This is a genomic window from Brevundimonas phoenicis (assembly GCF_047237745.1).
GTDB lineage: Bacteria > Pseudomonadota > Alphaproteobacteria > Caulobacterales > Caulobacteraceae > Brevundimonas.
The window spans coordinates 3,073,417-3,093,561 of record NZ_JBDFLN010000001.1; the positions used below are offsets into that span (position 1 = coordinate 3,073,417).

At 67.6% G+C, this 20,145-nt stretch carries 16 protein-coding genes; 6 read left to right on the forward strand and 10 right to left on the reverse strand.

Translation table 11 applies throughout. From position 1 onward, the window contains the following. Complete coding sequence (gene acs, locus ABC419_RS15445) at positions 1 to 1,938, forward strand: acetate--CoA ligase (RefSeq protein WP_412876885.1); 1,938 nt, start codon at positions 1 to 3, stop codon at positions 1,936 to 1,938. 208 nt (positions 1,939 to 2,146) lie between these two features. Continuing rightward, positions 2,147 to 3,205, forward strand: coding sequence for a CaiB/BaiF CoA transferase family protein (locus ABC419_RS15450; protein WP_412876884.1), 1,059 nt, complete (start codon positions 2,147 to 2,149; stop codon positions 3,203 to 3,205). 143 nt (positions 3,206 to 3,348) lie between these two features. Here the strand turns inward: ABC419_RS15450 and ABC419_RS15455 are convergent, their stop codons facing one another. Then, positions 3,349 to 4,929, reverse strand: coding sequence for a GNAT family N-acetyltransferase (locus tag ABC419_RS15455; RefSeq protein WP_412876883.1), 1,581 nt, complete (start codon positions 4,927 to 4,929; stop codon positions 3,349 to 3,351). Positions 4,930 to 5,151: 222 nt separating this feature from the next. On the opposite strand from ABC419_RS15455, the gene recA reads away from it, so the two are divergent. The 3 genes from recA (at position 5,152) to alaS (ending at position 9,987) form a co-directional block, all read left to right on the forward strand. Next, positions 5,152 to 6,231, forward strand: coding sequence for a recombinase RecA (gene recA / locus ABC419_RS15460; protein ID WP_412876882.1), 1,080 nt, complete (start codon positions 5,152 to 5,154; stop codon positions 6,229 to 6,231). Between the two features lie 496 nt (positions 6,232 to 6,727). After that, complete coding sequence (gene rraA, locus ABC419_RS15465) at positions 6,728 to 7,210, forward strand: ribonuclease E activity regulator RraA (protein WP_412876881.1); 483 nt, start codon at positions 6,728 to 6,730, stop codon at positions 7,208 to 7,210. 131 nt (positions 7,211 to 7,341) lie between these two features. Beyond that, complete coding sequence (alaS, locus tag ABC419_RS15470) at positions 7,342 to 9,987, forward strand: alanine--tRNA ligase (RefSeq protein WP_412876880.1); 2,646 nt, start codon at positions 7,342 to 7,344, stop codon at positions 9,985 to 9,987. Positions 9,988 to 10,208: 221 nt separating this feature from the next. Here the strand turns inward: alaS and ABC419_RS15475 are convergent, their stop codons facing one another. Continuing rightward, a complete protein-coding gene (locus ABC419_RS15475) occupies positions 10,209 to 10,760 on the reverse strand; it encodes a DUF2939 domain-containing protein (RefSeq protein WP_412876879.1) in 552 nt (183 codons plus the stop codon). Between the two features lie 325 nt (positions 10,761 to 11,085). Beyond that, a complete protein-coding gene (locus tag ABC419_RS15480) occupies positions 11,086 to 12,306 on the reverse strand; it encodes an NADP-dependent isocitrate dehydrogenase (protein WP_412876878.1) in 1,221 nt (406 codons plus the stop codon). Positions 12,307 to 12,500: 194 nt separating this feature from the next. Between ABC419_RS15480 and ABC419_RS15485 the strand changes: the two genes are divergently transcribed. Beyond that, the gene (locus tag ABC419_RS15485) at positions 12,501 to 13,622 is read left to right on the forward strand and encodes a DUF1176 domain-containing protein (RefSeq protein ID WP_412876877.1); all 1,122 of its coding nucleotides are present in this window, start codon (positions 12,501 to 12,503) and stop codon (positions 13,620 to 13,622) included. A gap of 81 nt (positions 13,623 to 13,703) precedes the next feature. Here ABC419_RS15485 and ABC419_RS15490 read toward each other — a convergent pair whose 3' ends face one another. The 7 genes from ABC419_RS15490 to ABC419_RS15520 all read right to left on the reverse strand — a co-directional run bounded on the left by ABC419_RS15490 (position 13,704) and on the right by ABC419_RS15520 (position 20,137). Further along, positions 13,704 to 15,500, reverse strand: a complete 1,797-nt coding sequence (locus ABC419_RS15490) for a DUF885 domain-containing protein (RefSeq protein WP_412876876.1) — start codon at positions 15,498 to 15,500, stop codon at positions 13,704 to 13,706. A 93-nt stretch (positions 15,501 to 15,593) separates the two neighbouring features. Beyond that, positions 15,594 to 17,417 carry a DUF885 domain-containing protein gene (locus ABC419_RS15495; protein WP_412876875.1) on the reverse strand — a complete coding sequence of 608 codons (1,824 nt, stop codon included), beginning with the start codon at positions 17,415 to 17,417 and terminating at the stop codon, positions 15,594 to 15,596. 127 nt (positions 17,418 to 17,544) lie between these two features. Next, positions 17,545 to 17,772 carry a hypothetical protein gene (locus tag ABC419_RS15500; RefSeq protein WP_125901118.1) on the reverse strand — a complete coding sequence of 76 codons (228 nt, stop codon included), beginning with the start codon at positions 17,770 to 17,772 and terminating at the stop codon, positions 17,545 to 17,547. Between the two features lie 5 nt (positions 17,773 to 17,777). Continuing rightward, on the reverse strand, positions 17,778 to 18,611 hold the full coding sequence (fghA, locus tag ABC419_RS15505) for an S-formylglutathione hydrolase (RefSeq protein WP_412876874.1): 834 nt from the start codon (positions 18,609 to 18,611) through the stop codon (positions 17,778 to 17,780). A 19-nt stretch (positions 18,612 to 18,630) separates the two neighbouring features. Then, positions 18,631 to 19,182 (reverse strand): hypothetical protein, encoded by a 552-nt coding sequence (locus tag ABC419_RS15510; RefSeq protein ID WP_412876873.1) that lies wholly within the window; start codon positions 19,180 to 19,182, stop codon positions 18,631 to 18,633. A gap of 11 nt (positions 19,183 to 19,193) precedes the next feature. Then, a complete protein-coding gene (locus ABC419_RS15515) occupies positions 19,194 to 19,580 on the reverse strand; it encodes a VOC family protein (protein WP_292060476.1) in 387 nt (128 codons plus the stop codon). Positions 19,581 to 19,672: 92 nt separating this feature from the next. Further along, positions 19,673 to 20,137, reverse strand: a complete 465-nt coding sequence (locus ABC419_RS15520) for a GFA family protein (protein WP_412876872.1) — start codon at positions 20,135 to 20,137, stop codon at positions 19,673 to 19,675. Between the last annotated feature and the right edge of the window lie 8 nt (positions 20,138 to 20,145).

The following is a 20,145-nucleotide window of genomic DNA, read 5'->3' on the forward strand; positions in this document are numbered from 1 at the left end:
GTGTCTGATCCGGAAATCTATCCCGTCCCCGCCGAACTGGCCGCCCGCGCCCACATGGACCGCGCCGGCTATGAAGCGGCCCGGATGCAGGCGCGCGAGACCCCTGAGGCCTTCTGGGCCGAACAAGCCGAACGTCTCGACTGGATGACCTTCCCGACCAAGATCAAGGACGTCTCCTTCAACAAGGCCGACTTCCGCATCCGCTGGTTCGAGGACGGGGTGCTGAACGCCTCGGTCAACTGCATCGACCGCCACCTGCCCGCCCGCAAGGACGAGGTCGCCATCCTCTGGGAAGGCGACGAGCCGACCGACAGCGAAGCCGTCACCTTCGGCCAGCTGCACGAGCGCGTCTGCCGCCTGGCGAATGTGCTGAAGGCCAACGGCGTCCAGAAGGGCGATCGCGTCACCATCTATCTGCCGATGATCCCCGAAGCGGCCTACGCCATGCTGGCCTGCGCCCGCATCGGCGCCGTGCATTCGGTCATCTTCGGCGGCTTCTCGCCCGACAGCATCGCCGGGCGGATCGAGGACTGCGAATCTGCGTTCGTCATCACCGCCGACGAAGGCTGCCGCGCCGGCAAGCGCGTGCCGCTGAAGGCCAATGTCGACAAGGCGTTGGAGAAGGTCGAGGGCGTGAAGACCGTCATCGTCCTGCGCCACACCGGCGCCGAGGTGCCCTTCGTCGCGGGCCGCGATCTGGACTGGGGCGTCGAGACGGACAAGGCCTCGCCCGACTGCGCGCCCGAGCCGATGAACGCCGAAGACCCGCTGTTCATCCTCTACACCTCCGGCTCGACCGGAAAGCCCAAGGGGGTGCTGCACACCACCGGCGGCTATCTGTTCTGGGCCAGCTATACGCATGAGCTGGTGTTCGACTATCGCCCCGGCGAGGTCTTCTGGTGCACCGCCGACGTGGGCTGGGTCACGGGCCACACCTATGTGGTCTATGGCGCCCTGGCCAATGCGGCGACCACCCTGATGTTCGAGGGCGTGCCCAACTATCCCACCGTCAGCCGCTTCTGGGAGGTGGTGGACAAGCATCAGGTCAACATCTTCTACACCGCCCCCACGGCCCTGCGCGCCCTGATGCGCGAGGGTGACGCCCCGGTGAAGGCCTCCAGCCGCAAGTCCCTGCGCCTGCTGGGCACCGTCGGCGAGCCGATCAACCCCGAGGCCTGGCGCTGGTATCACGAGGTCGTCGGCGAAGGCCGCCTGCCCATCGTCGACACCTGGTGGCAGACCGAGACGGGCGGCGCCCTGATCTCGCCCCTGCCCGGCGCCACGGACCTGAAGCCCGGCTCGGCGACCAAGCCCCTGCCTGGCGTCGAGCTGCAGATCGTCGACGCCGAGGGCGCGGTTCTGGAGGGCGCGACCGAGGGCAATCTGTGCATCACCGACAGCTGGCCGGGCCAGATGCGCACCGTCTATGGCGACGACCAGCGCTTCTTCGAGACCTATTTCTCGACCTATCCGGGCAAGTATTTCACCGGCGACGGCTGCCGTCGGGATGAAGACGGCTATTACTGGATCACCGGGCGGGTCGATGACGTCATCAACGTCTCGGGCCACCGCATGGGCACGGCCGAGGTCGAGAGCGCGCTTGTCCTGCACGACGATGTGGCCGAGGCCGCCGTCGTCGGCTTCCCCCACGACATCAAGGGCCAGGGCATCTACGCCTATGTCACCCTGAACAAGGGGATCGAGCCCAGCGACGCCCTGCGCAAGGCCCTGATCGCCCAGGTCCGCGAGGAGATCGGCCCCATCGCCGCCCCCGACGTGATCCAGTGGGCACCGGGCCTGCCCAAGACCCGCTCGGGCAAGATCATGCGGCGCATCCTGCGCAAGATCGCCGAGAACGAACTGGGGGCGTTGGGCGACACCTCGACCCTGGCCGATCCGTCGGTCGTGGACGATCTGGTGAAGAACCGGGCGGCCTAGACTTAATATATCCGCTCATCCCGGCAGACGCCGGGATCCAGTGAGAGCAACGCGCGCCTCGCCAACCGGCACGGTCGCGCCCCTCGGCCAAAGCACTGGCCCCCGGCGTCCGCCGGGGTGAGCGGGTTCATCATTCAGTTCCCCCGGAGAGGCGGTTCCGCACAGCGCAAGCTGGACGGGGCCGCCCGCCTCGGCTTCAGTGGCGGGCATGAGCGGAACCCTCGACGGCCTGACCATCATCGAAATCGGCGGCATCGGCCCCGCCCCCTTCTGCGGCATGATGCTGGCCGATCACGGGGCGGAGGTGGTGCTGATCCACCGCCCCGGCGCGGCCCCCGACCCACGCGATCCGCTGAACCGCAGCCGCGCCCGCCATGTCGAGGCCGACCTGAAGACGCCCGAAGGCGCCGCCCTGATCCGCGATCTGGCCGGCGCCGCCGACGGCCTGATCGAGGGCTTCCGTCCCGGCGTGATGGAGCGCCTGGGCCTCGGCCCCGACATGCTGCTGGCCGACAATCCGCGCCTCGTCTACGGCCGCATGACCGGCTGGGGTCAGGACGGACCGCTGGCCCCGGCGCCGGGCCACGACATCGACTACATCGCCGTCACGGGCGCGCTGCACGCCTTCGGGCGGGCGGGCGAAAAGCCGACCCCGCCGATCAACATGGTCGGCGATTTCGGCGGCGGCGGGATGCTGCTGGCTTTCGGCATGGTCGCCGGTCTGCTCAAGGCCCAGCGCACCGGGCGCGGCGACGTCATCGACTGCGCCATGACCGACGGCTCCTCCCTGCTGATGAGCATGATCTGGGGCTTCCGCCAGACCCTGCCCGCGCCCCTGCCGCCCAGCCTGGCCTGGCGCGACGAGCGCGGCGTCAACCTGCTCGACACCGGCGCGCCGTTTTACGAGGTCTATGAGACGTCGGACGGCAAGTACGTCGCCGTCGGCGCCATCGAACCGGCTTTCTACATCGCCCTGATGCGGCTGACGGGGCTGGCCGGCGATCCCGACTTCGCCATGCCCTTCGACCCGGACCAATGGCCGAGGCTGAAGGACAAGCTGGCCGCCGTCTTCCGCACCCGCACGCGCGACGACTGGTGCAATGATCCGGACGCCCAGGCCGCCTGCGTCGCCCCCGTCCTGTCCATGACCGAGGCCCCCGACCACCCGCACAACCGCGCCCGCGACGCCTTCGTCACCGCGCAGGGCGTGATGCAGCCCGCCCCTGCGCCGAGGTTCCGGGATAGCCCTGCGCGGCGGCCGGAATAAAAGGCAGGTCACGAAATCACCGCTCACCCCGGCGGACGCCGGGGCCCAGTGCTTTGGCCTCAAACGCGCGGCTTGAATAGGCAAGTCCTGTGCGCGCGGCTCTCACTGGATCCCGGCGTCCGCCGGTATGAGCGGGGGTAAGGTCAGCCCCCGTCCGTCCACACCGTCTTGTACAGATCAAACCGTCGATCCCGCAGGTTCCGCACCGTCCCCTGCGCCTTGGCCCAGGCCAGATCGGACAGGTCCAGGTCCGCCACCGTCACCGTCTCGACGTTCTCGCTGGCCTCGGCCGCCACCCCGTCGCGCGCGAAGGGAAAGTCGCACGGCGTCAGGATGCACGACTGCGCATACTGGATGTCCATGTTCTCGACGTTCGGCAGGTTGCCGACATTGCCCGACAGGACGACGTAGCACTGGTTCTCGATGGCCCGCGCCTGCGAGCAGTAGCGCACCCGCAGATACCCCTGCCGGTTGTCGGTGCAGAAGGGGGTGAACAGGATGCGCGCCCCCTCGTCCGCCAGACGCCGCGCCAGTTCGGGGAACTCGGAATCGTAGCAGATCATCACCCCGATCGGCCCGCAGTCGGTGGGGATGGCGTGGACGCGGTCGCCGCCCTTGATGTTCCACCAGTGCCGCTCGTTCGGCGTCGGGTGGATCTTCTCCTGCTCATGCACCGAGCCGTCGCGCAGGAAGACATAGGCGACATTCTGGATCTCGCCGTCCTCGGTCCGCGTCGGGTGCGAGCCGCCGATGATGTTGACGTTGTAGCCGACCGCCAGCTCGCGCATCGCCTCGACGAAGCGCGGCGTATAGCGGGTCAGGGCCTCGATCGATTCCGCCGGGGTCAGCTTCTTCGTCTCCAGCGACAGCAACTGAAGCGTGAACAGCTCGGGGAAGACCACGAAGTCGGCGCGATAGTCCGAGACCACGTCGACGAAATATTCGACGTTGTCCATGAACTCGCCGAAGCTCTCGACCTTGCGCATCTGCAGCTGGACGGTGGCGACGCGCACCGTCTCCTTGACCGCAAAGGCCGCCCCCTTGCCCGTCGCCTCAACATAGTAGGGGTTGCGCCAGACCCAGCGCGCCGCATGGCCCAGCGACGCCTTGTCCGACGGCAGATAGTTCAGCAGCACCCCCGCAGGCTCGAACCCGGAACGCTGGTGAAAGGCCATGATCGGATCCTTCACCTTGCGGTCGCGCACCGCCTCGACATAGGCGTTCGGGTCCGGATAGGCGGCCCGGCGGCGCGCCAGCCCCGGCATCCGGCCGCCGAAGACGATCCCCTTCAGGTTCTGCGCCTCGCACAGGTCGCGGCGCGCGTCATACAGGCGCTGGCCGATGCGCAGGCGGCGTCGGGCGGGGTCGACGCAGACCTCCATCCCATACAGCCACGCGCCCGCCGGATCGTGCCGCGCGCCATAGCCGCCGCCGGTGATCTGGTCCCAGGTGTGCGGCCCCATGGCCGACGCCTCGTCGATGCGGAAGCTGGCGGCGTAGCCGACGATCTCCCCCTCGAACTCGACCACGAACTGCCCATCGGGATAGGTGGCGATCTGGCCGCGCAGCATCCCCGGCGTATAGGGCGGCATGTCCTTGTAAACTCGCGCCACCAGGGCGTTGACCCCGGCGACATCGCCCATGCGGGCGTTGCGGATGGTCAGGACGGCGGGCTTGGCCGGCTCGGCGGGCGGGACGGTTTGGGCGGTCTGAAGATCAGTCATCCCCTCCTAACGCGCGAGCTTGGCTGTTGGGTCATCACCGTGGGCAAAAGAAAGAACATACGTCATACTCGGTCGCATCGCGATAAATGTTCTCGTTCAGTTCACGAGAACATCTTGCGAACAAGAACAAACCATGTCCATAGTCCGGCTCAACGAGGGAGCGGGTCCGTGGCGGGTCTCTCCCGAAGTCAGATGGGAATCATGGCAAGGGAGAGAAAACCAATGTCACAGGCGGCACTGAAGCTCGTGGGTAAAGAAGACGGCGACAAACAACGCGCTCTTGAGGCGGCGATCGCACAGATCGATCGCGCCTTCGGCAAGGGCTCGGTCATGAAACTGGGCAAGGCTGGCGTGGTGGCCGAGATCGAAAGCGTCTCGACCGGCTCGCTGGGCCTCGACATGGCGCTCGGCATCGGCGGCCTGCCGGTCGGCCGGGTGATCGAGGTGTTCGGCCCCGAATCCTCGGGCAAGACGACGCTCGCCCTGCACACCGTGGCCGAGGTCCAGAAGAAGGGCGGAGTGGCCGCCTTCGTCGACGCCGAACACGCGCTCGATCCCGTCTATGCGCAAAAGCTGGGCGTCAATCTCGACGACCTGCTGGTGTCGCAGCCCGACGCGGGCGAGCAGGCGCTGGAGATCGTCGACACCCTGGTGCGCTCGGGCGCCGTGGACATCGTGGTGGTCGACTCGGTCGCCGCCCTGACGCCCCGCGCGGAAATCGAGGGCGAGATGGGCGACAGCCTGCCCGGCCTTCAGGCCCGTCTGATGTCGCAGGCCCTGCGCAAGCTGACGGCCTCGATCTCCAAGTCGAAGTGCATCGTCCTGTTCATCAACCAGATCCGTCACAAGATCGGCGTAATGTACGGCTCGCCGGAAACGACGACGGGCGGCAATGCGCTGAAGTTCTACGCCTCGGTGCGCCTCGACATCCGCCGCACCGGCGCGATCAAGAACCGCGACGAGGTGGTCGGCAACACCACCCGCGTCAAGGTGGTCAAGAACAAGGTCGCCCCGCCGTTCCGAGAGGTCATCTTCGACATCATGTACGGCGAAGGCATCTCCAAGATCGGCGAGATCATCGACTTGGGCGTCAAGGCCAACATCATCGAGAAGTCGGGTTCGTGGTTCTCCTACGACTCCACCCGCATCGGCCAGGGTCGCGAGAACGCCAAGGAGTTCCTCAAGAACAACCCCGACATGGCCCTCGCCATCGAAAAGGCCGTGCGCCAGTCAACGGCCAAGATCGCCGACGACATGCTGGGCGCGCCCGAGCCGGACGAAGGTCAGGATATGGAGGGCTGATCCGCCACCCCCAACGCCGTCATCCTCGGTCTTGACCCGAGGATCCAGCCAGGCAGCGTCCTCTTCCTTTCCAGTCGGGATCGCGCGGACGATCCGATCCTCGTGTCAAGCCCGAGGGTGACGGCGGGAGGCAAGGGCACTCTGACGGCCAGAGCTTCTCCGTTCGCCGCCTCGCGACCCGCCTACCGACCCCGCGGGGCCGGTCGAACGGAGACCGGCCCGCCCGACCTGCTTCGGGCGGGCCTCTTTTTTGCTCGCTCAAGACGCCGCCCCGCCTCTCTCCCGCTCATCCCGGCGGACGCCGGGATCCAGTGAGAGCGCCGCACGCATCGCCACCCATTGCCCCTCGCGCCCCGAAGCCAAAGCACTGGATCCCGGCTTCCGCCGGGATGAGCGGATGTTGAGATACGCCCGTCAAACGCGTTTCTCGGTGCAACGGCCTTGTTTCCCTTCGGCGCCTACGGGCAGAGTCCCCGCGATCCAACGGAGCCTCCCCATGACCTTCGCCACCGCCGACCTGTGCGACGCCCATCCTGACGTGGTGAAGGTCTGCCAGACGCCTTTCCGCAGCTTCGGCCAGGTCACGGCCTTCCACGGCCCGGTCCGCACCCTCAGCGTGCTCGATGACAACGCCCTGGTCCGCCAGACGCTGGAGCGCCCTGGCCGGGACGCGGTTCTGGTCGTCAACGGCGGCGGTTCGCTGAAGCGCGCCCTAGTCGGCGACAACCTGGCCAAGCTGGCCATCGACAACGGCTGGGTCGGGATCGTCGTCCACGGCGCCGTGCGCGACACAGCCGTCATCAACACCATGAACGTCGGCGTCAAAGCCCTGGGAACCATCCCCCTGCGCGCCGATCGCGACGCCATCGGCGAGATCGACATTCCCACCGCCTTCGGCGGCATCATCTTCACGCCCGGCGACTGGCTCTACGCCGACGAAGACGGCCTGATCGTCTCGCCGCATCGCCTGCACGATTAAAGCGCTCCTGACCCTAAAAACGCGCCCGCGCCCGCATGATCACGCGCCAGTGATGCGTTCGGCGCAAAATCCCTATATGACGCCGGTTCCGACATTCCTCCCGCGCGCCCGAGTTCCAGAGCGATACGCCCATGACCAGCCTGAAGCAGATCCGTTCCACCTTCCTCGACTACTTCGCCGCCGACGGCCACGAGAAGGTGCAGTCGGCTCCGCTCGTGCCGCAGAACGACCCGACGCTACTATTCGTCAACGCGGGCATGGTGCCGTTCAAGGACTATTTCACCGGCGCCGCCACCCCGCCCTACAACCGCGCCACCAGCTCGCAGAAATGCGTGCGCGCGGGCGGCAAGCACAACGACCTGGACAACGTCGGCTATACCGCGCGCCACCACACTTTCTTTGAAATGCTGGGCAATTTCTCGTTCGGCGACTACTTCAAGGACCACGCCATCGAGCGCGCCTGGACCCTGCTGACCAAGGAGTTCGGCCTCGATCCCAAGCGCCTGCTGGTCACCGTCTATCACACAGACGATGAAGCCTTCGACATCTGGAAGAAGATCACCGGCTTTTCGGACGACAAGATCATCCGCATCCCCACCGCCGACAACTTCTGGGCCATGGGCGACAGCGGGCCGAGTGGCCCGTGCACGGAAATCTTCTACGACCACGGCGACCACATCTTCGGCGGCCCTCCCGGTTCGCCGGACGAGGACGGCGACCGCTTCGTCGAGATCTGGAACAACGTCTTCATGCAGTTCGAGAAGGAGAACGACGAGATCGTTCGCGAACTGCCCAAGAAGTCGGTCGACACCGGCATGGGTCTGGAGCGCATCGCCGCCGTCCTGCAGGGCGTCCACTCCAACTATGAAGTGGACCTGTTCCGCAATCTGATCGCGGCATCGGAAGAACTGACTTCGACCAAGGCCGAGGGCGAGCGCGCCCCGTCGCACCGGGTCATCGCCGACCACCTGCGTTCGACCGCCTTCCTGATCGCCGACGGCGTGACCCCCTCGAACGAGGGCCGGGGCTATGTCCTGCGCCGCATCATGCGCCGCGCCATGCGCCACGCCCACCTGCTGGGCGCCGCCGATCCGCTGATGCACCACCTGGTGCCGACTTTGGTCGAGGAGATGGGCGAGGCCTACCCCGAGCTCGGCCGCGCCCAGGCCTTCATTGAGGACACGCTGAAGCAGGAAGAGATCCGCTTCCGCACCACGCTGGGTCGCGGCATGAATCTGTTCGATCAGGCGACCAGCGACTTCAAGGCCGGCGACATGCTGGACGGCCAGACGGCCTTCACCCTGTACGACACCTACGGCTTCCCGCTGGACCTGACGCAGGACGAGGCCCGCCGTCGCGGCTTCAGCGTCAACGTCGACGGCTTCGAATCCGCCATGGCCGAGCAGCGCGACCGCTCGCGCGAGCACTGGAAGGGCTCGGGCCAGACGGCTTCGGCCGGCGCTTGGCTGGCCCTGCGCGACCAGCACGGCGGCACGGAATTCACCGGCTATGAGTCCGAAACCGGCGAAGGCAAGGTCATCGCCATCGTCAAGGACGGCGCCGAGACGGCGTCCGCCGCGACCGGCGAGACGGTCGAGGTGCTGCTGGACAAGACCCCCTTCTACGGCGAAGGCGGCGGTCAGGCGGGCGACAAGGGCGCCTTCGTCTGGAGCGGCGGCGAAGGCCGCGTGCTGGACACCAAGAAGCATGGCGGCGACCTGCACGTTCACACGCTGGAAGTGACCAAGGGCTCGCTGTCCACCGGCGCCGTCGTGACCGCCACGGTCGAGGAAGGCTCGCGCCCGACCACCCGCGCCAACCACTCGGCCGCCCACCTGTTCCACGCCGCCGTCAAGAACGTGCTGGGCGCTCACGTCGCCCAGAAGGGCCAGATGGTCGACGCCGAGCGGATGCGCTTCGACTTCAGCCACAACGCCCCGATGACGGACGAGGAGATCGCCCGCGTCGAGGACGAGGTGAACGCCGTCATCCGCCAGAACGTCCCGGTCACCACCGAACTGATGACGCCCGACGCCGCCATCGCGGCGGGCGCCGTGGCCCTGTTCGGCGAGAAGTACGGCGACGAGGTTCGCGTCCTGACCATCGGCCGCGCCTTGTCGGGTCCGGGCGCCTATTCGGTCGAGCTGTGCGGCGGCACCCACGTCTTCCGCACCGGCGACATCGCCCTGTTCAAGATCGTGTCCGAAGGCGGCGTGGCCGCCGGCGTGCGCCGCGTCGAGGCCCTGACCGGCGAGGCGGCCCGCCGCTTCCTGCTGGATCAGGCCAATGTCGCGCGCCATCTGGCCCAGGGCTTCAAGATCCAGCCCGTTGAGGTTCCGGCTCGCGTCGAGGGTCTGCAAGCCTCGGTCAAGACGCTGGAGAAGCAGGTCGCCGACCTGAAGAAACAGCTCGCCCTGGGCGGCGGCGCGGGCGCCAATGCGGCCCCCGAAGAGATCGGCGGGATCAAGCTGATCGCCCGCGTTCTGGACGGCGTCGACGGCAAGGGCCTGCGCGGCGTGGCCGAGGACTTCAAGAAGCAGATCGGCTCGGGCGTCGTCGCCCTGGTCGGCGTCACCGACGGCAAGGCGGCCATCACCGTCGCCGCGACGCCGGACATGGCGGGCAAGGTCAATGCGGCCGATCTGGCCCGCGACGCCGTCATCGCCATGGGCGGCAAGGGCGCAGGCGGCAAGCCCGACTTCGCCCAGGGCGGCGCCCCGGACGGATCGAAGGCCGAGGACGGCCTGAACGCCATCCGCGCCGCGCTGAAGGGCTGATCACCCTGACAGGCTGAAACAGGAAAGGGCGGCGCATCGGATGCGCCGCCCTTTTCTTTAGGCCGCTCGCGTATCGAGGGTTGAGCGCTGCCCCAACCCCGCTCATCCCGGCGGAGGCCGGGAACCAGAAAGAGCGCCACACGGCGTCCTTTCCATTTCAGCAAAGCGCTTGAAGCCAAAGCACTGGATCCCGGCCTCCGCCGGGATGAGCGGAGTATGGCTTACTCTGGCGTCCCCAGATCAATCGCCGCCAGCTTCCAGCCGAACAGGTTGCGGCGCTTCATCAGCAGGGACACCTGCTCGTCCGGCTGGTCGTCGCGGGTCAGGGTGACGGCGAAGGTGTCCAGGTCGCGATAGCCCCACGACTGACGCACGCGGTCATGGTCGCTCTTCGCCTTCGGCTCCGTCTCGACCGAGAGAGCGGGCTTGGGCGTGCGACCCTCCTGCACCATCATCGAGATCGCCTGCGGGGTGACGAAGGCGTCGACCGCCCCGCCGACGATGGCGGGCGCCAGCAGCATGCCCAGACCCGACAGGCCGCTGTCGGCCATGCGCGGATCGTTGCGCATCTCGGCCATCATGCGGGCGTTCAGTTCGTCCTTCAGACTGGCGCGGAAGGCGGGAAAGTCCACCTGGCGCTCCAGCCCCGTTTCATCCCCGGCCTTCGCCGCCTGCACCAACGATCGCGCCGCCAGCAGCGGCGACGCGGCGTAGGCGACCACAAGGACTGCGGCGGCCGCCACCCCCAGACGAATGATCAGTTTGCGGTTCATCGGCCCTCCCCTGCCTTACGAACGCGACGAGACGACGACGAAACGGCGTCAAAATCCCCAAGAGTATTAGGGACATGGATCGTAGGCGGGTTCAATGCGTGTTTTCACGCGACTCCGTCCCCCTGTCCCTCTGTCCCACGCCGTCATCCTCGGGCTTGACCCGAGGATCCAGCCATCCGCGTGCGGGACATGGGCAGGATCGAGCGCGTCGCCCCCCCTGGATCATCGGGTCAAGCCCGAGGATGACGGCGAATGTGGGGGATAACGCCCAACAAAAAGCCCGCCGGATCGCTCCGGCGGGCCTTGATGTCGTTCTGAGCTAAGCTCAGCCGATGCCCGGCAGGGCCTTCTTCAGGTTCTCGGACACCTTGTCCAGGAAGCCTTCGGTCGTCAGCCAGGACTGCTGATCGCCGACCAGCAGGGCCAGATCCTTGGTCATGAAGCCCGACTCGACGGTCTCGACGACCACGCGCTCCAGCGTATCGGCGAACTCGGCCAGCTCGGCGTTGCCGTCCAGCTTGGCGCGGTGCTTGAAGCCGCGGGTCCAGGCGAAGATCGAGGCGATCGAGTTGGTCGAGGTGGCCTCGCCCTTCTGATGCTGGCGGTAGTGGCGGGTCACGGTGCCGTGGGCGGCCTCGGTCTCCATGACCTTGCCGTCCGGCGTCATCAGCACCGAGGTCATCAGGCCCAGCGAGCCGAAGCCCTGCGCCACGATGTCCGACTGCACGTCGCCGTCGTAGTTCTTGCACGCCCAGACGAAGCCGCCCGACCACTTGATCGCGGCCGCGACCATGTCGTCGATCAGGCGGTGCTCATAGGTCAGGCCGCGCTTCTTGAATTCCTCGGCGTAGTCGGCGTCGAAGACTTCCTGGAAGATGTCCTTGAAGCGGCCGTCGTAGGCTTTGAGGATGGTGTTCTTGGTCGACAGATAGACCGGGTAGTTGCGCTGCAGGCCATAGGCGAACGAGGCATGGGCGAACTCGCGGATCGAGGCGTCCAGGTTGTACATGCCCATGGCGACGCCGGCGCCCGGCGACTTGTAGACCTCGTGCTCGATGACCTGGCCGTCGTCGCCGACGAACTTGATGGTCAGCACGCCCGGTCCCGGCATCAGGAAGTCGGTGGCCTTGTACTGGTCGCCGAAGGCGTGACGGCCGACGACGATCGGCTGGGTCCAGCCCGGCACCAGGCGCGGGACGTTCTTGCAGATGATCGGCTCGCGGAAGACCACGCCGCCCAGGATGTTGCGGATGGTGCCGTTCGGCGACTTCCACATCTTCTTCAGGCCGAATTCGGCGACGCGCGCCTCGTCCGGGGTGATGGTGGCGCACTTCACGCCGACGCCGTGCTTCTGGATGGCGTGGGCCGCGTCGATCGTGATCTGATCGTCGGTGGCGTCACGGCTTTCCATGCCGAGGTCGTAATAGTCGAGTTCGAGGTCCAGGTACGGGAAGACCAGCTTGTCCTTGATCATCTGCCAGATGATCCGGGTCATTTCGTCGCCGTCGATGTCCACGATGGGATTGGCGACCTTGATCTTGGCCATGCTTTCGCCTCTGTCTCTCAATCAGGGAAGGAATTCAGTGCAGGGGATATAGCGACCCCGGCGCGCGGGCGCAAAGGGGACGAAAGCCGCACGGCGGGAACGAAGCCGCCGGAACGAAACGGCGGCTTGGCCGCTAGGCTTTTTCACGGCTACGCTTGGCGTCGCCAGTCGATCAAGAACGCATGGAACGCCTGATGACGCTTCGCCGCCTGCGGTTCGCCGCCTCTGTCGCCCTCCTCCCCCTGACCCTGATCGCCTGCAAGGGACGCGAGGCCGCCGCCACGCCCGAAACCCCGGCCGCGCCGGCCCCTGCAGAAGCGGCCGCCGCCCCCGCTGTCCAGGCCGCCGCCGCCAACCCGCCCAGCGTGACGCGCGAGTTCCGCGACTGGACCGCCACCTGCGACAACACCAACCACTGCGTCGCCTTCGGACCGGGCGAGAATGAGATGGGCTTCGCCCTCGTCTCGCTCGCCCCCGGACCGGACGCCCGGCCCGTGGTTCATATGGGCGGCTGGGGCCTGGAGGACGGCGAGGGCGACGTCTACGCCGAGATCGACGGCCGGCGCCATGCGGGCCAGAACACCAAGATGGACGAGGAAGGCGACGTCATCGCCTTCAACACGCCCTCGGCCCAGCTGATGCAGGGTCTCGGCAACGGCTCCTTCATGGCGTTAAGGCGCGGCGACAAGCAGATCAAGGTCAGCCTGGGCGGGGCCGCCGCCGCCTTCCTGTGGATCGACGAGCGTCAGGGGCGGCTGGGCACGACCACCGCCCTGATCCGTCGCGGCGACCGTCCGGCCTCCAGCGTCCCCGCCGCGCCGGCCGCCCCGCGCGTGACGATCGCCGCCGCCGCGCCGCAGAACGGTCTGGTGCATGACGACCTGTCGCCCGCGCTGCTGGCGCACCCCAAGGTAAAGGAATGCCTGGCCGAAACCCGCAAGGGCGAGCGGTTCGAACCGGACGTCGAGGTCTTCCGTCTGGCCGACGACAAACTGCTGTGGGCCGTGCCCTGCGGCGAAGGCGCCTACAACTTCAACCAGGTCTATTTCATCACATCGGCTGACCGAACCTCGCCCCAGCTGGTCAGCTTCTCCACGGCGACCGGCAGCGAAGAAACCCTGGTCAACAGCCGCTATGACCCCAAGACCCGCACCCTGTTCGCCTTCGGTCGGGGACGCGGCATCGGCGACTGCGGCCGCATGGGCACCTGGGCCTGGACCGGCGAACGCTTCGCCCTGCTGAACGAGAAAAACATGCCCAGCTGCACCGCCATTCCGCAGGATCTGTGGCCGACCACCTGGCGCGCGGCGACCTGACGACGGCTCGACGCCAGACGTGAAAACGGCCCGGACGCGCGAACGTCCGGGCCGTCATTCGTTTCAGGCTTCAGTCACGCCTCAGGCGCGCATCCGCCCTTCCAGCACCGCCAGCGGCAGGGAGCCGCTGCCCAGCACCTTGTCGTGGAAGGCGCGCAGGTCGAAGCCGGGCTTGGCTTCCGCCTCTTCGCGCAGGCGCGCGATGACCGTGTGGCCGACCTTGTAGGAACAGGCCTGGCCCGGCCAGACCGAGTAGCGGTTGATCTCGCTGTTCGAGGCGTCCAGCGGCTTGGCGCCTGAGGCCGCCATATAGTCGACCGCCTGTTCGCGGCTCCAGCGTTCGGAGTGGATGCCGGTGTCGACTACCAGGCGCACGGCCCGGAACAGATAGGACATCAGGAAACCCACCCGGCCCAGCGGATCGGTGGCGTAGGCGTCCAGATCGTCCGCCGCGACCGCCTCGGCGTACAACGCCCAGCCTTCATTGTAGGCCGAGAAGCCGCCCGCGCGGCGCCATTGCGGCAGCTCGCCCGACTCGCGCTGCAGGGCGACCTGCAGATGGTGGCCCGGCGAGGCCTCGTGATAGGTCAGGGTCGGCAGGGCGAACTTCGGCCAGTTCCCGCTGTCACGCAGGTTGATGTAGTAGGCGCCCGGACGCGACCCATCCAGCGGCGGGCCCTGATAATATCCGCCCGGCGCGCCCGACTGGATCGACACCGGCACGCGGCGCACCTCGACGTGGGTCTTGGGCAGACGGCCGAAGACGGCGGGCAGCTTCGGCTCCAGCGCGGCGACCTGCTCGTTCAGCCACTTCAGCAGCTCTTCCTTGCCCGCGTCGGTGTTGGGGAACAGCTGGGCCGGATCCTTGTTCAGGGCCTGAACCCGCTCGCCGACCGTGCCCTGGGTCATGCCCTGCGACTTCAGGATGCCGTCGATCTCGGCGGTGATCTCGGCCACCTGCTCGCGGCCCATGGCGTGGATCTCCTTGGCCGAGAGCGTGGTCGTCGTGTTCGACTTCAACCCGGCGGCGTAGAAGGCCTCGCCGTCCGGCAGGCGCCACACGCCCGCGTCGTGCACGGCGTCGGGGCGGATCTTCTCCAGCGCCTCGATCTGGCGGGCCAGGGCGGGCTTGATCTTCTGATCGACCAGGGCGACGGCGCGCGCGTCATAGCCCGACAGGTTCAGCGCCCCGGCCTTGCGGGCCAGCGACTTGATCATGGCCATGTCGGCGGCCGAGGTATCGCGCAGGGTGCGGATCTGCGGCAGCATCCGGTCGATGATGAAGTCCGGCGGAATGACGCCCAGCCCGGCGTCCTCGCGGATCTTGGCCGTCTCGCCGTTCAGCACGCCGGCGAAGGCGTCCAGGCGCGACAGGAAGGCGTCGGCGCCCGCCGCGTCGTCGATGCGGTGCTGATTGTCCATGAAGTCCGGCATGGAGAAATAGCCGCCCGACAGCTGGGTCACGACATAGGGAGAGGGGCGGCCCGGCCCGGCGCCGTAGTCGAAGCGCGCCGTCTCGGCCGAGGTCTGACGCCCGAAGGCGGCGATGGCGTAGTTCAGCGCCCCGGCCTCGGACAGGCCGGTCTGATCGAAGGCGCGCAGCTCGGCCCAGCGGCTGACCGCCTTGTCGCGATCCTTGCGGATGGCGTCCGGCCCGGCTTCGCTCAGCTTGGACGACAGGCCCGCGCGGGCGCCCTTGTCCAGACCCAGGTTGGTGGCGCGCTCGGGCGACTCGTCGATGTCAGCCTCGAACCAGCCGTCCAGCAGGGCGTTCAGACGCGCATCGGCATCGGTCACAGCGGCGGCGGCTTGCGCCAGCGAAGGCGCGGCGACAGCGGTCGCGGCGGCGGTCAGAAGAAGGCGGCGGCGGTCGATCATTCGGATATTCCCCCAACAGAGCCGCGCCGCGCCGGACGCCGCTCCCAAAGCTTACTGAATGACGGACCGGCGCGCCCGTAAGAGGTCCAGCCGTCAGGCCGGGGTCCAGGCGTTCATGGTCCGCTCCAGAACCGTCAGCGGCACCCCGCCCAGGCTCAGGCCGGTGTCATGGAAGCCCTTGATGTCGAAACGCGATCCCAGACGCTTCTTGGCGTCTTCACGCAGGCGCACCCAGGTGGTGTGGCCGACCTTGTAGCTGGAGGCCTGGCCCGGCCAGACGCAGTAGCGCTCGACCTCGGTGGCGATGCTGGATTCCTGATCGCCCAGCGTATCGACCATGTAGCGGATGCCCTGTTCGCGGCTCCAGCGCTTGTGGTGCAGACCCGAGTCCACGACCAGACGCGCGGCGCGGAACATCAGCGACTGCAAATAGCCGATCTGACCGAAGGGATCGTTCTCATAGGCGCCGATCTCGTCCGCCAACTGCTCCGAATACAGGCCCCAGCCCTCGGAATAGGCCGAGAAGCCCATGACCTTCATCAGCAGCGGGGTGTCCGGCTGCTCCATCTGCAGGGCGATCTGGAAGTGATGGCCCGGCACGGCCTCGTGATAGGTCAGGGTCGGCAGGGTCCATTTGGGCCACTCCGCCGTGTCGCGCAGATTGATGTAGTAGGCGCCCGGACGCGACCCATCCAGGGCCGGCGCCATGTAGTAGCCGCCCGGCGCGCCGGCCTCAGTGGCCTTGGGCACGCGGCGGATGTCGCACGGCGACTTGGGCAGGCGGCCGAAATAGTCCGGCATGCGGGCCTGCATGGCCGCCATCTGGACATTCAGTTCCTTCAGCAGCTCTTCCTTGGCTTCGTCGGTGTTCGGATAGACGAAGCGCGGATCCTTGCCGAGGGCGGCGATGCGCTGGCCGACCGCGCCTTGCGTCAACCCCTGCGCCTTCAGCAGGCCGTCGGCGCGGGCCGAGATTTCGGCCACCTGATCCAGCCCCATCTGATGCACCTCATCCGGCGTCATCGAGGAGGTGGTGTAGTTCTTCAGTCCATAGCGATAGTAGGCCTCGCCGTCCGGCAGGCGCCACACCCCGCCGTCGTGCGACGCGCCCGCGCGCACCGCCTTCAGGGCGTCCGCCTGGCGCTGGATCGCCGGATAGACCTCTCGGGTCAGGATCGTCTGCGCCCGCGCGGCCCAGTCGCCGGGGATGTTCTTCTCGCCCGTGCGGCGGGCGATCGACTGGCTCATGGCCGAGTCGGCCACGGCCGTGCCGGTGATGGCGCCCATCTGCGTCAGGGTGCGGTCGATGACGAAATCCGGCGGCACGGCCCCGGCGGCGTAGTCGATCCGCATCCGCTCGCGTTCGTCGTCCAGACTGCGGGCGAAGTCCGACAGGCGCGACAGATAGGCCTCGGCGTCGTCCGCCGCCTCGATGCGGTGCTGGCTGTCGAGGAAGTCCGGGATCTGCTGGTACGAACCGCCCAGCTGGCTGACCGTATAGGGCGAGGGGAACATCCCGCCGCCATAGGGGAAGGCGTAGCCCTCCTTCACCGTCTCGCCGAAGAAGGTCAGGGAGTCGTGATAGATCTGTTCCTTGGCCGGCAGGGCGGCGCGGTCGATCGCCGCCATATCCTTCATTCCGGTGATGAATTTCGCCTTGTCCGCCTCGACCTTGGCCTGGCTGCGGTCGCTCAGCTTGAAGCGGGCGTCGGCGTGTTCGCCCCGGTCCATGCCCAGCATGGTCAGAGATTCCGGGTCCGTCAGGAGCATCTCCTGCGCGATCCGGTTCATCAGGGCGTTGAAGTCGGCCGAAGCGGTCTGCGCCACAGCGCCGGGGGCGAGGGCGCGAACCGGGCCGACAGCGGCCAGCGCTCCCCCCGCGGCGACCGACATCAGCAGGCGGCGGCGATCCATCATGAGCTTCCTCCCAAAAGCGATGGGCCGGGATGCTATCCGAGCGGCGAAAGCCCGCAAGCCATGATCGTCACGCGGCTGATGTTTCCTTCACGCGCCGCCGCCTGCGAGCGGCGGCGCCTCAGGCCCGTCACCGCTGAACGTGCGCCTTGATGCAGTCGCGCACGGCGCGCTTCAGATCGCCCGGCGCGTTCGGCTCGTCCACGCCCTCGGCGGCGAAGACGGCGCGCATGGCGGCGTCCAAGCCCTTGGGCAGGGCGTCGATCACTTTCTTCTGCCCCTTTTCGTGCAGGCAGAAGCCGACCTGGTTGCACAGGTCGGCGAACATGGCGTCGAAATCGGGGGCAGCGTCGGTCATCACACTCAGGCTTTCAGCCGCTTGGCGTGGAAGGCCACATGATCGTCCACGAAGCTGGCCATGAAGAAGTAGGAATGGTCATAGCCCGGCTGCATCCTCAGGGTCAGCCCCTGTCCGGCCTTTTGCGCCGCCGCCTTCAGCAGTTCCGGCTTCAGCTGATCGGTCAGGAAGGAATCCGCGTCGCCCTGATCCACCAGGATGTCGTCGAAAACGCCCTTGGCCGCCCCGCCCTCGATCAGCAGGGCCGCGTCATGTTTCGCCCATTCCGCCCGGTCCCCGCCCAGATAGGCGGTGAAAGCCTTCTCGCCCCAGGGGCAGCGCGTCGGCGAGGAAATCGGCGCAAAGGCCGACACCGACCGGAACAGTTCGGGATGCCGCAGGGCCAGCGTCAGCGCCCCATGCCCGCCCATCGAATGGCCGAAGACGGAGCGCGTCTTCGTGGTCGGGAACTCACCGTCGATCAAATCGATCAGCTCGCCCGCGACATAGCTCTCCATGCGGAAATGCGGCGCCCACGGCGCTTCCGTCGCATCGACATAGAAGCCCGCGCCCTGCCCCAGATCATAGGCCGCGTCGTCGGCCACGCCTTCCCCGCGCGGCGAGGTGTCGGGCGCGACGATGATGACGCCGTGTTCGGCGGCGGCCTTATAGGCCCCGGCCTTGGTGGTAAAGTTGTCCTCGGTGCAGGTCAGACCCGACAGCCAGATCAGGACCGGAAACGGCCCCTCCCCCGCCGGAACGAAGACCGACAGCGTCATGGGCGTGCCCGTCGTCGCGCTGTCGTGCTTCAGATAGCGCAGCGTCCCGCCGTGAACGACGTGGCTCTTGACCGTTTCCATCAACTCGAACTCCTGAAGATCAGTCCGGCCAGACCCTGGCCATGAAGGCGTCATCGAGGACGCCGCCATCCTTGGAAAAATGCGCGTACCAGTCGCGCGGGATCGGGGCGACCGCCCCCTGGGGCTGCGCGCCGCCGCCCCAGGCGTCGAACTGCAGGCCGACCAGGATCGGCCCCTCGCGCACCGACGGCGCCGGAACCGCCCCGGCGGCGGCGACGATGGCCTCGACCGCCTCCGGCTTCATCGACGGCTCTCCGGTGACGACGAAAGCCCTGGATCGTTCGCCCGGCTTGACCATCAGCAACAGCATGCCCGAGGCGCCGGGCTGCGAGGACTGCGCCTTTGCTGCAGCGGCCACAGCCTCATCGACGGCCTTCAGATAGGGAGACAGGTCGGCGATCTCGACCCTCTGCTTCATGACCGGGTCGGGCAGGTAGAGCACCACCTTCTTCTGGGCCCAGGCCTCCGCCGGCGCCGCAACGGGCGCATCCGCCCCGCCCGGCGTGCAGGCGGCGAGCGCCGTGACGGCCAGAACGGCCATGATCGACGCAGTCGCCGCCTTCATCTTCATCGCCTCAATCCTCAGCCCGGCCGGTGCACGGCGCAGATCTTGTTGCCCGACGGATCGCGCAGATAGGCCAGGTGCATCGCGCCGAAAGGCGTGTTGCGCGGCCCGGCCGGATCCTCGATCGCCACGCCGCCCGCCGCAACCCCGGCCTCGGCGAAGGCGACGACCGCCTCGGGGCTGCTGGCGAAAAAGCCGATGGTGCCGCCGTTGGCGTGGCACGCCGCCTGGCCGTCGCGCGGCTTGACCACGCCCAGCATCCCGCGCGGGGTCATGTACCAGACGCCCGGCATGGGCGCGTCGCTGGGCGTGCCCGGCTGGTGGCCCAGCGCGCCCAGAACGGCGTCATAGAATTTGTGCGAGGCTTCGAGGTCGTTGGCCCCGACAGTGACGTGCGTAAACATGGTGATCCTCCCAGATCCGCCCGATCATAGCGCCGGGCGCGGCAAGCTAAGCCGACAAGGTTTCGTTTGGCAACGAACTTTGCTGCACCTGCTCAGTCGGGCCGCGCGCCCTCGCGGGCGTAGCCGCCCATCAACTCTGCATAGTCCTCGGGCGGCGGGAACTCAGGATAGCCGAGCTTGGCCCCCGACTGAGCGCCGGGCAGGCGCTCCGTCGTCCAGGTGTCGGCATAGGGAACGAACCACGCCCCGTCGTCCAGCAGGCTGGGCCTCAGGTTGACGAACTGCCCGCCGGCGATGCCGCGCGTGAACAGCCAGGTCTTGCACGACGGACAGAAGTGATGCTCCGGCACGGGATTGTGCAGGCCGCCGATCTCCGTCTCGCCCTCGACCGTCAGCCCTTCGCTGGGCAGCATCAGGCTCAGGGAATAGGCGCCGCCCGTCAGCTTCTGACAGGCCCGGCAGTGACAGGCCGCCGCGAAGACCGGGGCCTGGGCGACCTGAACTTTCACTCGCCCGCAGAGGCAGGCCCCCGTCCACGGCAGTTTCCAGTCGCCCATGGCTGAAT

What these genes read in the sequence shown, in the direction of transcription:
- ABC419_RS15450 (WP_412876884.1), top strand. Translation starts at nt 2,147, where the DNA reads ATGAGCGGAACCCTCGACGGCCTGACCATCATCGAAATCGGCGGCATC.
- ABC419_RS15455 (WP_412876883.1), bottom strand. Translation starts at nt 4,929, where the DNA reads ATGACTGATCTTCAGACCGCCCAAACCGTCCCGCCCGCCGAGCCGGCC.
- recA (WP_412876882.1), top strand. Translation starts at nt 5,152, where the DNA reads ATGTCACAGGCGGCACTGAAGCTCGTGGGTAAAGAAGACGGCGACAAA.
- rraA (WP_412876881.1), top strand. Translation starts at nt 6,728, where the DNA reads ATGACCTTCGCCACCGCCGACCTGTGCGACGCCCATCCTGACGTGGTG.
- alaS (WP_412876880.1), top strand. Translation starts at nt 7,342, where the DNA reads ATGACCAGCCTGAAGCAGATCCGTTCCACCTTCCTCGACTACTTCGCC.
- ABC419_RS15475 (WP_412876879.1), bottom strand. Translation starts at nt 10,760, where the DNA reads ATGAACCGCAAACTGATCATTCGTCTGGGGGTGGCGGCCGCCGCAGTC.
- ABC419_RS15480 (WP_412876878.1), bottom strand. Translation starts at nt 12,306, where the DNA reads ATGGCCAAGATCAAGGTCGCCAATCCCATCGTGGACATCGACGGCGAC.
- ABC419_RS15485 (WP_412876877.1), top strand. Translation starts at nt 12,501, where the DNA reads ATGACGCTTCGCCGCCTGCGGTTCGCCGCCTCTGTCGCCCTCCTCCCC.
- ABC419_RS15490 (WP_412876876.1), bottom strand. Translation starts at nt 15,500, where the DNA reads ATGATCGACCGCCGCCGCCTTCTTCTGACCGCCGCCGCGACCGCTGTC.
- ABC419_RS15495 (WP_412876875.1), bottom strand. Translation starts at nt 17,417, where the DNA reads ATGATGGATCGCCGCCGCCTGCTGATGTCGGTCGCCGCGGGGGGAGCG.
- ABC419_RS15500 (WP_125901118.1), bottom strand. Translation starts at nt 17,772, where the DNA reads ATGACCGACGCTGCCCCCGATTTCGACGCCATGTTCGCCGACCTGTGC.
- fghA (WP_412876874.1), bottom strand. Translation starts at nt 18,611, where the DNA reads ATGGAAACGGTCAAGAGCCACGTCGTTCACGGCGGGACGCTGCGCTAT.
- ABC419_RS15510 (WP_412876873.1), bottom strand. Translation starts at nt 19,182, where the DNA reads ATGAAGATGAAGGCGGCGACTGCGTCGATCATGGCCGTTCTGGCCGTC.
- ABC419_RS15515 (WP_292060476.1), bottom strand. Translation starts at nt 19,580, where the DNA reads ATGTTTACGCACGTCACTGTCGGGGCCAACGACCTCGAAGCCTCGCAC.
- ABC419_RS15520 (WP_412876872.1), bottom strand. Translation starts at nt 20,137, where the DNA reads ATGGGCGACTGGAAACTGCCGTGGACGGGGGCCTGCCTCTGCGGGCGA.